The sequence below is a fragment of the Symbiopectobacterium purcellii genome, assembly GCF_052050035.1.
GTDB classification, from domain to species: Bacteria; Pseudomonadota; Gammaproteobacteria; order Enterobacterales; family Enterobacteriaceae; genus Symbiopectobacterium; species Symbiopectobacterium purcellii_A.
Window position 1 is genome coordinate 3,204,631 of sequence record NZ_CP189882.1, and the last position, 11,968, is coordinate 3,216,598.

Genomic DNA, 11,968 nt, shown 5'->3' on the forward strand with positions numbered 1-11,968 from the left:
ACCCCGTTAAGCAAGATTCAGCAGTGAAATCGTTTTTATTTCATAGGTTGAACGATTCACCTTTCCCAGGTTTGTTAAACGCTATGCTACATTCATGGCGTTGAGGCAACTGCCCAACCAACATGTTACATATCCCCAATGGTCTCCATACCCTGTGGTATGCAGACCGAAATCGTATGCAGAAAGGATTATTTTCGATGTCCAATAACGGCCCTGATTTGCGTAATGTCCTTTGGTATAACCAGCTTGGTATGCATGACGTTGAGCGGGTGGGCGGCAAGAATGCCTCTTTGGGTGAGATGATCACCCATTTGTCAGAACTTGGCGTATCGGTTCCCAATGGTTTTGCGACAACGGCGCAGGCGTTTAACGATTTCCTTACGCAAAGCGGTATTAACCAACGAATCTATGAACTGTTGGATCGTACCGATATCGATGATGTGAACCAACTAGCCAAAGCGGGTGCGCAAATCCGCCAGTGGATTATCGACACGCCCTTCCAGCCTGAACTGGAACAGGCGATCGCTGCGGCTTACGATCAACTGTCCGAAGGGGAAAAAGACGCGTCTTTTGCGGTGCGCTCTTCCGCGACCGCAGAAGACATGCCGGATGCTTCCTTTGCCGGGCAACAAGAGACGTTCCTCAATGTGCAGGGTATCGATGCGGTAATGGTGGCAGTGAAGCATGTATTTGCGTCGTTGTTTAACGATCGCGCCATCTCTTACCGTGTGCATCAGGGCTACGATCATCGTGGCGTTGCACTCTCTGCTGGGGTGCAGCGTATGGTGCGTTCGGATCTGGCGGCATCGGGGGTGATGTTTACGCTGGATACGGAATCCGGTTTCGATCAGGTGGTGTTTATCACGTCTGCCTACGGCCTTGGGGAAATGGTGGTACAAGGGGCGGTGAATCCGGATGAGTTCTATGTGCACAAACCGACGCTGCTTAACCGCAAACCGGCGATTGTGCGGCGCACCATGGGTTCGAAAAAAATCCGCATGGTGTATGCCGACAGCCAGGCTCACGGCAAGCAGGTTCGTATTGAGGATGTGCCCGCAGAACTGAGCGTGCGCTTTAGCCTGACGGATACCGAAGTGGAAGCGTTAGCGCATCAGGCGCTGCTGATTGAAAAACATTACGGTCGCCCAATGGATATCGAATGGGCGAAAGATGGACACACCGGCAAGCTCTACATCGTACAGGCGCGGCCGGAAACGGTTCGCTCCAACGGTCAGGTGATTGAGCGTTATCAACTGATCAAACGTGGCAAGGTGTTAGCCGAAGGCCGTGCCATCGGTCACCGTATCGGTGCCGGCCCGGTAAAAGTGATTCAGGATATCAGCGAGATGCACCTGGTGCAGGCGGGTGATGTGCTGGTGACCGACATGACCGACCCGGATTGGGAGCCGATCATGAAGAAAGCTGCGGCTATCGTGACCAATTCCGGCGGGCGCACCTGCCATGCTGCGATTATTGCGCGTGAGCTGGGTATTCCTGCGGTAGTGGGCTGTGGCGATGCGACCGAGCGTCTCCATGATGGCGAAAAAGCCACCGTATCCTGTGCGGAAGGGGACACAGGATACGTCTATGCCGATCTGCTGGAGTTTCAGGTCAAGAGTTCGCAAGTCAGCGAGATGCCTTCGGTGCCGTTGAAAATCATGATGAACGTGGGGAATCCCGATCGGGCATTTGATTTTGCCTGTCTGCCCAACGATGGCGTCGGTCTGGCGCGGTTGGAATTTATCATTAACCGCATGATAGGCGTGCACCCGCGTGCGTTGCTGGAATTCGACAGTCAAACGCCAGAACTGCAAAAAGAGATCAAAGGGCTGATGCAGGGCTATGACGATCCGGTCGAGTTTTACGTTGCGCGCCTGATGGAGGGGATTGCCACACTGGCGGCAGCGTTCTGGCCAAAACGCGTTATTGTGCGTCTGTCCGACTTTAAATCTAACGAATACGCCAACCTGGTGGGCGGCGAGCGCTATGAACCGCATGAGGAAAACCCGATGCTGGGCTTCCGTGGTGCCGGGCGCTATGTGTCACCGGATTTCAAAGCGTGCTTTGCCTTGGAGTGCGCTGCGGTGAAACGGGTGCGTAATGACATGGGGCTGACCAACGTGGAAGTGATGATCCCGTTTGTGCGCACTGTGGCACAGGCGGAAGCCGTGGTTGCAGAGCTTGCGCAGCAAGGGCTTAAGCGCGGCGAGGACGGCCTTAAGGTGATCATGATGTGTGAGATCCCGTCGAACTCGCTGCTGGCGGATCAGTTCCTGGCACATTTCGATGGTTTCTCCATTGGCTCTAACGACATGACGCAGTTGGCGTTGGGGTTGGATCGCGATTCCGGCGTGGTGTCTGAACTGTTTGATGAGCGCAACGAGGCGGTGAAAGCACTGCTTTCGATGGCGATCAAGGCAGCCAAGGCACAGGGGAAATACGTGGGGATTTGCGGACAAGGCCCTTCCGATCACGAAGACTTTGCCATCTGGTTGATGGAGCAAGGCATCGACAGCCTGTCGCTCAATCCGGATACCGTGGTGCAGACCTGGTTAACGCTGGCAGAAAAGTAACCGAGCAGTAGCAGCAAGCCCCGGCAATGCCGGGGCTTGTTATTTGATAACCTCACCCGGTGTTACGGTTTGGCCTATTGTTGCAAGAAGGCTTTAAACTGGGGAGTCATCATCGTTGCGAACCCGCTGTCGGTTTTGGTTATCAGATAAACGGCCAACCCGTACTGTTCGGACACTTTCAGCGCTTTTTCCGTTCCCAATACCATTAATCCCGTGTCCCAACCGTCCGCTTCAAGCGCCGTTTTGGCAATCACCGTGGCAGATACCAGCGTATGGTTGATGGGGTGGCCCGTGCTGGGGTCGATCACATGGGAATAGCGTTTGCCGTCCTGCTCGAAATAGTTGCGATAGCTGCCGGAGGTGCTGATGGAATACCCTTGCAGATCGACGGCTGCTTGCACCGTGTTTTCCTTATCGGTGGGTTTCTGAATTGCCACCCGCCACGGCATCCCTTGCCCATTGACCCCGCGGCTTGAAATAGCACCGCCGACTGAAACCAGATAATTGGTAATGCCCTTGCGCGTCATTAACTGCGCTAACTGGTCGGCACCGTAACCCTCACCCAACGTCGAGAGATCCACATACAGCGACGGCAGATCTTTTTGCAGCCACTCTCCTTTGCTGTTGCTGGTAAGCGTAAGGTGCTGCAAGCCGACACGCTGACGGGCATCATCGATTTGTGCTTGAGTCGGAATGGTCACCGGCTGTTTTTGTGGCCCAAATCCCCACAGATTCACCAGCGGCCCCACGGTAATATCCATGGCATTGTCTGTCGCACGGCCAATGCGCTGGGCTACCAGAATAATGTCTGCCATACCGCCGGGAATAGGCTGTGGATCGTTGCCTTGATAGCGGTTAAAGCGCGACAGGATGGAGTCTTCGCGGTACGTGGAAATATCGTTGTTAGCCTGTTCAAGCAGGGCATCGATCTCCTGTTGCAAGTGCGCTTTATCTTCAGGCAGGTCGCCGCTGATCTTTACGCTGTAAAACGTCCCCATGGTTTTGCCTTCCAGGCTGATCAACGGCCGGCTATCGGCCATCGCGGTGTTGTAAGCCGCCAGACTGATGAGAATCAGGCACACCCTGCGTGCCAGTGGGGAATGTGACATAGAAAATGACTCCTGATAAAAAGAGACGTTAGAAATAATCCATTAATGCGCGCTTGCAAAGCGGAGATTGATAAAAACAGGATGAGGCGCAATTTCTCAGTAAAAGCAGCGGGAAAGCACCGGATAAACGCCAAAAAAAATGCCCATCTTAGGGGATGGGCAAAGACTACACACAGCAATTCGTTACTAGCTCTGACGAGGAGGAAACATCGTTGGCAAACTCGCGTTGTCATTACAGAAAGCGTTTGTTCAGCAAGACAACGGTTGACAATCGTTTCATAAATAATGCTAGAAGCTGTGGGGCATTAAGTCATTAAGAATCATCCTAATGCTTAACGTTTTTTTAATGGATTTGTCACGCAGAGATGCCGGCTATCAAAGTATTTGATGTAATGTCGCGGCGTATCAATAGAAAATCAGAATAATCCGTGGCTATTGTACGCTAATCATTAAAATTATTTATCTATTGATGAATTTGCCTCAGCGCTGAGACTTTACGATGCGGCAGCCATTTTTACTGCGAGCGTGTCGGACGCTCGTTTGGCGACGGCGATGCGTCCGCAATGATTTCTGGTAACGGTCTTTCTTTCATCCAGGCAGAGAGCAAGCGGTATGACACGGCAAGTACCACTGGACCGATAAACAGGCCGATCATACCAAATGCCAACAGGCCGCCAATCACGCCACACAGAATCAGCAGCATGGGCAGATCGGCGCCCATGCGTATCAACATCGGGCGGATGACGTTATCGAGCGTGCCCACGACACAACTCCACACCAACAAAATAGTGGCCCAGGTCGTATCACCACTCCAATAGAGCCAGATTATCGCGGGGATCAGCACCAGAAGCGGCCCCAACTGCGCCAAACAGAACAGGAACATCACGACGGTGAGCAAGGTCGGATAGGGGATGCCGGAGATAGCGAGACCAATACCGCCCAGTAGTGATTGCACGATGGCGGTCACTACCACACCGAGAGCGACGGCACGGATCGATTGTGCTGCCAGGATCACTGCCGCATCACCGCGCTCGCGCCCCAGACGAAGCGCAAAGTGGCGCACACCCTGTGCAACGGCTTCACCTTTATCGTAGAGCAGGGCGCTGAAAATCAGCATCAGGCCACAGTGCATCAGGAAACGTCCGATGTGAGCTGCTTGCGATAACAGCCAGGTTGCGGTTTGACCGATATAGGGCTGCACTTTGGCAAACACGCCGCTGCCGCCACTTTGCAACAAACTGTGCCAACTGGAAAACAGCCTGTCGCCGACAAAAGGCAGGGATGTCAGCCACTCCATGCGAGGGGGCGTCAGTTTCTCTTGCCCGGAGGCCCAACTGACGATGGCGGACGTGTTGTCTATCACCGTGCTGACCAGGATGGAAATCGGCATCACAAACAGCAGACACAGCAACAGTGTCATGCCGGTTACTGCCAGCACGCGCTTGCCCCACAGTAACTTCTGCATTTTCAGCATCAATGGCCAAGTGGCAATCACCACCATGCTGGCCCAGGCAAAGCCCAGAATAAAGGGTTGCACCACCCAGAAGCAGGCGATGATCATGATAGTGATAAACATCAGACTAAAGAGGATTCGGGGCAAATCAAAACGCTGTTGGCGTGTGTTTTGCTGCATCGTTGCAGACAGTGGAGAGTGTGCGGCCAGCGGTTTCGGCGATGATGACTTCGTCAATGGACAATACCTCTGTATAGAGACCCAACGTTGAACAAGCTCCCTGCGATCGCTCGGGTCATCCGGCGGGGATAACTTATCATGGGGCATTTCTCACGTTTTTGACAGCGTGTGAGCTATTTTGTTAACGGATTAACGGACAGGATTCCAAAAATGATGCGGGGTCGCTAGGCAAAAAGTTTTTCTTGGGATGGCGGCGCATAGCGCCGAAATGTGATAAAACGTAAAACCGCGAATTCGCACAATGATTTTTACAACAAACACACTCACAACACGCTAATTATTTTTAGTCGACAGACAGGGTCAACACATAATGATCCCACAGATCTCTCATGCACCAGGGCTGGCTCAGCCGGGGCTTAATTTTTTGGATGCTTTGAAGCAACGTGGTTTTAACGGCGATACCGCCACCAGCTATGCCGATCGTTTAACCATGGCGACCGACAACAGCATTTATCAACTCTTGCCCGATGCGGTGGTGTTTCCCCGCTCGACGGCGGACGTGGCGCTACTGGCGAAGTTGTCAGCACAAGAGCCTTACCGTGAACTGACGTTTACCCCGCGCGGCGGCGGCACCGGCACCAATGGGCAAGCGCTGAACCAGGGCATAGTGGTGGATATGTCCCGCTACATGAACCGGATTTTGGAAATCAATCCTGAGGAAGGCTGGGTTCGCGTAGAAGCCGGGGTGATCAAAGATCAGCTCAATCAGTACCTCAAGCCTTACGGCTATTTCTTTGCACCGGAACTGTCTACCAGTAACCGCGCCACCCTTGGCGGCATGATCAACACCGATGCATCAGGGCAGGGTTCTCTGGTGTATGGCAAAACCTCGGACCATGTCCTTGGCGTGCGAGCCGTGCTGTTGGGCGGTGACATGCTGGATACTCAGGCGATGTCTGTGGCGCTGGCGCAGCAGTTGGCGCAAGAATCTTCACCGATAGGACGCGTATACCGCACCGTTTTTGAACGTTGCCGCGACCAGCGTGCGCTGATCCTCGAGAAATTCCCCAAACTGAACCGATTCCTGACCGGATACGATCTGCGCCACGTGTTCAGCGATGATATGCAAACGTTTGACCTGACGCGTATCCTGACCGGTGCCGAGGGAACGCTGGCCTTTATCACTGAGGCCAAGCTGGATATTACGCGCTTGCCAAAGGTGAGGCGGCTGGTCAACGTTAAATTTGACTCCTTCGATTCAGCGCTGCGCAGCGCACCTTTTATGGTGGAAGCCAAGGCGCTTTCGGTGGAAACCGTCGATTCCCGCGTGTTAAATCTGGCGCGTGAAGATATCGTGTGGCACTCCGTCAGCGAACTGATTCAGGATGTGCCTGGCCAGGATATGCTGGGCCTCAACATCGTTGAATTTGCAGGGGACGATGAAGCGCTGATCGACAGTCAAGTCAGCGCATTATGCGAGCGCATTGATGGTCTGCTTGCCGCTCATGAGGCTGGGGTGATCGGCTATCAGATTTGCCACGACCTTGCGGGGATCGAGCGTATTTACGCCATGCGTAAAAAAGCGGTGGGGCTGCTGGGTAACAGTAAAGGGCAGGCCAAGCCGATCCCCTTTGCGGAAGATACCTGTGTGCCGCCGCAGCATCTGGCGGATTACATCGTCGAGTTCCGTGCGCTGCTTGATAGTCACAACCTGACCTACGGCATGTTTGGTCACGTGGATGCGGGCGTGTTACACGTGCGCCCGGCGCTGGACATGTGCGATCCGCAACAGGAAGTGCTGATGAAACAGCTTTCCGATCAGATTGTTGCGCTGACAGCCAAATATGACGGCCTGCTGTGGGGGGAACACGGTAAAGGGTTCCGCGCCGAATACAGCCCGGCTTTTTTTGGCGAAGAACTGTATAACGAACTGCGGCGCATCAAAGCCGCCTTCGATCCGCATAACCGCCTTAACCCCGGTAAGATTTGTGCACCGTTGGCCGTCGATGCCCCGATGATGCGTATTGATGCTGAGAAGCGTGGCACCTTCGATCGCCGCATTCCGCTGGCAGTGCGTACCTCGTTCCGGGGAGCGATGGAGTGTAACGGCAACGGGCTGTGCTTCAACTTTGACGTAAACAGCCCGATGTGTCCTTCCATGAAGATAACCGGCAACCGTATCCATTCGCCGAAAGGGCGAGCGACGCTGGTACGCGAATGGCTGCGCTTGCTTGCCGAACAGGGTGTCGATCCGGTGGCGCTGGAGCAGTCGTTGAGCGCACGGTCGCACAGCCTGCGTGGCTTGATTGAAAAGACGCGTAACAGCTGGCGCGCGCGCAAGGGCGAGTATGACTTCTCTCATGAAGTGAAAGTGTCCATGTCCGGGTGCCTGGCCTGTAAAGCCTGTTCAACCCAATGCCCGATCAAGATAGACGTTCCAGGGTTCCGTGCGCGTTTTCTTCAGCTTTATCACACGCGCTATTTACGCCCTGCGCGTGATTATTTGGTGGCCGGTGTTGAAAGTTATGCGCCGTTGATGGCGCTGAGCCCTAAAACTTTCAACTTCTTCTTGAAAATGCCGTTGGTTGACGCGCTGAGTCGCCGGACGATCGGCATGACCGATCTGCCGTTACTCTCTTCGCCTTCGCTACGTCAGCAATTTGCCGGACACCCGGCAATGACGACTACGCTTGAGCAGTTGGAAAGCGTCGCCGCAGCGTCCCGCGATCGCTATGTGCTGATTGTGCAGGACCCGTTTACCAGCTATTACGATGCGCAAGTGGTGGCAGATTTGGTGCATCTGGTGGAAAAACTGGATCTCAAGCCGGTACTGCTGCCTTTCTCACCCAACGGTAAGCCGCAGCATATCAAAGGCTTCTTAACGCGTTTTGCTAAAACTGCGGCCAAAACCTCGGATTTCCTGAATCGGGTTGCCAGGTTGGGAATGCCGATGATTGGCGTCGATCCGGCGCTGGTGCTATGCTATCGCGATGAATACCGTGAAATCTTGGGTGATAAACGCAGCGATTTTCAGGTGCAGCTGGTGCATGAATGGCTGCTGCCGCTGCTGTCGACGAGAACGCCGACGACCGTGCCGCGCGATGATGCCTGGTATCTGTTTGGTCACTGTACCGAATCGACCTCGTTGCCAACCAGCAGCAAACAGTGGGCCGATATCTTTGCCCGTTTCGGTGCCCGACTGGAAAACGTCAACGTCGGTTGCTGTGGTATGGCCGGCACCTATGGACATGAAAGCAAGAATCTGGCTGATTCCAAGGGGATCTATGCCTTGTCCTGGCAGCAGGCGTTGCAAAAATTACCCTCCACGCGCTGTCTCACGACGGGTTACTCATGCCGCAGCCAGGTGAAGCGTATGGAAGGTCAGGGGCTGCGTCATCCGTTGCAGGCACTACTAAACCTCGTCTGACAGGAGAGCGTTATGCTGTGGAGAAGGACGGTTACGTTGGAGCAACTGAACCAACAAAGTCAGGGCTGCATGGTGGAGCATGTCGGCATTCGCTATACCGCGATTAACGACGATTCGCTGGAAGGCACCCTACCGATAGATAGCCGAACGCGTCAGCCATTCGGTCTGTTACACGGCGGTGCATCGGTGGCGCTGGCGGAGTCGCTGGGTTCGGTGGCGGGTTACCTGTGTACCGAAGGGGAGCAGAGCGTGGTGGGGATGGAGATTAATGCCAACCATTTGCGCGCAGTGACGTCGGGTGAGGTACGTGGTGTCTGCCGTGCATTGCACGTGGGACGCCGTAACCAGGTGTGGCAAATCGACATTTACGATGAAAACAACCGGCTGTGTTGCACTTCTCGGCTCACCACTGCAGTGGTGACGCCGTAATCTCGCAGCCACTGTAATATGCGCGCCAACTGGCGCGCATATTCATTCTCGCGCGCCTCAAGGCAAAAAGGGGACGCGCCGCACAAAATCGGTCTGAAAAGCGGTGGCCTTGTCCCAACTGCCTTCAAGGCTGAGCTGATGGCAAATCAGCTTTAGCGTGTTGCGTGCGAAATAGTAGCTCTGCACGCGGAAAAGATGGCAGCGACTTTCATTATTAATCTCTTTTATCAATCGGTTATGCAACTTTACCAGTGCATGCAGATAGCTCTCATCATCGCCGTTCTTACGGCACATATCGATCATCTCCATGCAGGCATTATGGTAGCGGCGCAGGTGATCGATATGGCTTTCCTGCCGATTCAATCGCGCTTCGGCCATGTAGAAATCGACGGTGACATCCCGGATCAAGAATTTGTACTCATCAATCTGATGCTGTAGCCAGGCATTCACGGACTGCATAGGAATCACCATGGATATTAATGATAATCATTATCATATTTATAATGTTCATTGGGATCAACCTATCGCCCCGCGCCAGAGAAAAAAAAGTATACGGCCGGATAGGACTTTTTATGGTCAATAATTGCGCAATCAAACCATAAAATCGGTCACGATTTTTCCTGTTTTAAAAATAGGTATCGTCTATGAATGTTATAATTATGATAACAATATGTTTATACTAATTCGCCCAGCTTTCACGTGACGGTAAATTAGTTATTTTATATCAACATGTTATTTTTTTATAACTACGCTATGAGCGTGCAGGCAGGTAAAAAAAAACGGATTTTTTAAGGTTTCAGTGAAATGTTACAAATACCCCTGCGAAACAAGAGGTTGAAGCAATAATCATTATCACTAACATTAGGCTCAGACAGAGCTTTTCTGAAACGAGGTACGGCGGATGCAAACGGGAAACGTAGAGACATTTTCACTGGATGAAAACATCTGGAAAGGGCTGACGTTGACGGCCAGTGCCGCTCAACAAATCCTGCACCTTGTCCAGTCTGATGACACGGTGAAAGGGTTACGTTTGAGCGTCAAGCAATCAGGATGTGCGGGATTTGGTTATGTACTGGATCTGGTCAAAGCACCGGATGCGGGTGACCTGGTGTTCGAGCGCGAAGGCGCACACCTGTATGTCCCCCTAAAGGCGATGCCTTTTATCGATGGCACCGAGCTGGATTATGTGCGTGAAGGCTTGAACCAGATTTTCAAATTTAATAATCCCAAAGCGCAGCACGCCTGCGGGTGTGGCGAAAGCTTTGGCATTGAGTGATGACTGATATGGCGCGTAGCAATGTAGATGTACCTGATGATGTACAAATCTGGATGGGGGATGGCTGCTACAAAGAGGGCTTTTTCACCGAACTGCCTACTGACCAACTGGGCCGTGGCGTCAATGAAGAGGTGGTGCGAGCGATCTCCGCCAAACGCAACGAGCCCGAGTGGATGCTGGAGTTCCGTCTCAACGCCTACCGCGCCTGGCTGGAGATGGAGGAGCCGCACTGGCTAAAAGCGCACTACGACAAACTGGACTATCAGGAATACAGCTATTACTCGGCGCCGTCTTGCGGTCACTATGATGATACCTGCGGCTCTGAACCCGGCGTCAAGCAGCAGTCCAGCATTGCCGAGGTGAACAGCTACCTGACCGTTGAAGTCGAAAATGCCTTCAATCAGCTCGGCGTGCCGGTGCGCGAAGGGCACGCCGTGGCGGTAGATGCGATTTTTGACTCGGTATCGGTGGCAACTACCTACCGCGAAGAGCTGGCGCAGCAGGGGATTATTTTCTGCTCATTCAGCGAGGCGATTCAGGAGCATCCCGCTCTGGTGCGCCAATACCTTGGCACTGTGGTGCCTGCCAACGATAACTTTTTTGCCGCGCTCAATGCCGCGGTGGCCTCTGACGGCACCTTTGTCTACATACCGAAAGGTGTGCGCTGCCCGATGGAGCTCTCCACCTATTTCCGTATCAATGCGGCCAAGACCGGGCAGTTCGAGCGCACCATCCTGATCGCCGATGATGACAGCTATGTCAGCTATATCGAAGGGTGCTCAGCTCCCGTGCGCGACAGCTACCAGCTGCACGCCGCTGTGGTGGAAGTGATCGTCAACAAAAACGCCGAAGTAAAATACTCTACGGTTCAGAACTGGTTCTCCGGCCAGGATGCCAAAGGCGGTATCCTTAACTTTGTTACCAAGCGTGCACTCTGTGCCGGCGAGTATGCCAAGATGTCTTGGACCCAGTCTGAAACCGGCTCTGCCATCACCTGGAAATACCCGAGTGTGATTTTGCGCGGAGATAACTCGGTGGGAGAGTTCTTCTCTGTTGCGCTGACCAGTGGACATCAGCAAGCCGATACCGGGACCAAGATGATCCACATCGGTAAAAACACCCGCTCCACGATTATCTCCAAAGGGATCTCAGCCGGACACAGTGAGAACACCTACCGCGGTCTGGTAAAAATCATGCCGACTGCCACCAATGCGCGTAATTTCACCCAGTGCGACTCGATGCTGATTGGCAGCGACTGCGGCGCACATACTTTCCCGTATGTGGAAGTGCGCAACAATAGTGCGCAGTTGGAGCACGAAGCGACAACCTCACGCATTGGTGAAGACCAACTGTTTTATTGCCTGCAACGTGGTATCAGCGAAGACGATGCCATTTCGATGATCGTGAACGGATTCTGTAAGGACGTGTTTTCGGAACTGCCGCTGGAATTTGCTGTAGAAGCGCAGAAGCTACTGGCAATCAGTCTGGAACACAGCGTCGGCTAAGGGCGTCGCAAAATAA

At 53.4% G+C, this 11,968-nt stretch carries 8 protein-coding genes and 1 other RNA gene; 5 read left to right on the forward strand and 4 right to left on the reverse strand.

The features are described 5' to 3' along the window. Positions 1 to 197: 197 nt before the first annotated feature. Complete coding sequence (gene ppsA / locus ACQGXV_RS22170) at positions 198 to 2,573, forward strand: phosphoenolpyruvate synthase (protein WP_440863148.1); 2,376 nt, start codon at positions 198 to 200, stop codon at positions 2,571 to 2,573. 74 nt (positions 2,574 to 2,647) lie between these two features. Here the strand turns inward: ppsA and apbE are convergent, their stop codons facing one another. The 3 genes from apbE to ydiK all read right to left on the reverse strand — a co-directional run bounded on the left by apbE (position 2,648) and on the right by ydiK (position 5,315). Continuing rightward, on the reverse strand, positions 2,648 to 3,682 hold the full coding sequence (apbE, locus tag ACQGXV_RS22175; RefSeq protein ID WP_440863149.1) for an FAD:protein FMN transferase ApbE: 1,035 nt from the start codon (positions 3,680 to 3,682) through the stop codon (positions 2,648 to 2,650). A 131-nt stretch (positions 3,683 to 3,813) separates the two neighbouring features. After that, positions 3,814 to 3,927: antisense sRNA RprA (rprA, locus tag ACQGXV_RS22180), an RNA gene on the reverse strand. A gap of 269 nt (positions 3,928 to 4,196) precedes the next feature. Continuing rightward, positions 4,197 to 5,315, reverse strand: coding sequence for an AI-2E family transporter YdiK (gene ydiK / locus ACQGXV_RS22185; protein WP_440867552.1), 1,119 nt, complete (start codon positions 5,313 to 5,315; stop codon positions 4,197 to 4,199). Positions 5,316 to 5,685: 370 nt separating this feature from the next. Between ydiK and ydiJ the strand changes: the two genes are divergently transcribed. Further along, positions 5,686 to 8,742, forward strand: coding sequence for a D-2-hydroxyglutarate dehydrogenase YdiJ (ydiJ, locus tag ACQGXV_RS22190; protein WP_440863150.1), 3,057 nt, complete (start codon positions 5,686 to 5,688; stop codon positions 8,740 to 8,742). A gap of 12 nt (positions 8,743 to 8,754) precedes the next feature. Further along, positions 8,755 to 9,171: a hotdog fold thioesterase gene (locus ACQGXV_RS22195; protein WP_440863151.1), complete on the forward strand. Its 417-nt coding sequence runs from the start codon at positions 8,755 to 8,757 to the stop codon at positions 9,169 to 9,171. A gap of 57 nt (positions 9,172 to 9,228) precedes the next feature. Here the strand turns inward: ACQGXV_RS22195 and ACQGXV_RS22200 are convergent, their stop codons facing one another. Further along, positions 9,229 to 9,630 (reverse strand): hypothetical protein, encoded by a 402-nt coding sequence (locus tag ACQGXV_RS22200; RefSeq protein WP_440863152.1) that lies wholly within the window; start codon positions 9,628 to 9,630, stop codon positions 9,229 to 9,231. A 442-nt stretch (positions 9,631 to 10,072) separates the two neighbouring features. On the opposite strand from ACQGXV_RS22200, the gene sufA reads away from it, so the two are divergent. Both sufA and sufB read left to right on the forward strand, forming a co-directional pair. Further along, a complete protein-coding gene (gene sufA, locus ACQGXV_RS22205; RefSeq protein ID WP_440863153.1) occupies positions 10,073 to 10,447 on the forward strand; it encodes a Fe-S cluster assembly scaffold SufA in 375 nt (124 codons plus the stop codon). An 8-nt stretch (positions 10,448 to 10,455) separates the two neighbouring features. Beyond that, positions 10,456 to 11,952, forward strand: coding sequence for a Fe-S cluster assembly protein SufB (gene sufB / locus ACQGXV_RS22210; protein ID WP_440863154.1), 1,497 nt, complete (start codon positions 10,456 to 10,458; stop codon positions 11,950 to 11,952). Positions 11,953 to 11,968: the final 16 nt, after the last annotated feature.

Excerpts from the sequence above, each read along its gene's own strand:
- ppsA (WP_440863148.1), top strand. The coding sequence starts at position 198 with ATGTCCAATAACGGCCCTGATTTGCGTAATGTCCTTTGGTATAACCAG.
- apbE (WP_440863149.1), bottom strand. The coding sequence starts at position 3,682 with ATGTCACATTCCCCACTGGCACGCAGGGTGTGCCTGATTCTCATCAGT.
- ydiK (WP_440867552.1), bottom strand. The coding sequence starts at position 5,315 with ATGCAGCAAAACACACGCCAACAGCGTTTTGATTTGCCCCGAATCCTC.
- ydiJ (WP_440863150.1), top strand. The coding sequence starts at position 5,686 with ATGATCCCACAGATCTCTCATGCACCAGGGCTGGCTCAGCCGGGGCTT.
- ACQGXV_RS22195 (WP_440863151.1), top strand. The coding sequence starts at position 8,755 with ATGCTGTGGAGAAGGACGGTTACGTTGGAGCAACTGAACCAACAAAGT.
- ACQGXV_RS22200 (WP_440863152.1), bottom strand. The coding sequence starts at position 9,630 with ATGCAGTCCGTGAATGCCTGGCTACAGCATCAGATTGATGAGTACAAA.
- sufA (WP_440863153.1), top strand. The coding sequence starts at position 10,073 with ATGCAAACGGGAAACGTAGAGACATTTTCACTGGATGAAAACATCTGG.
- sufB (WP_440863154.1), top strand. The coding sequence starts at position 10,456 with ATGGCGCGTAGCAATGTAGATGTACCTGATGATGTACAAATCTGGATG.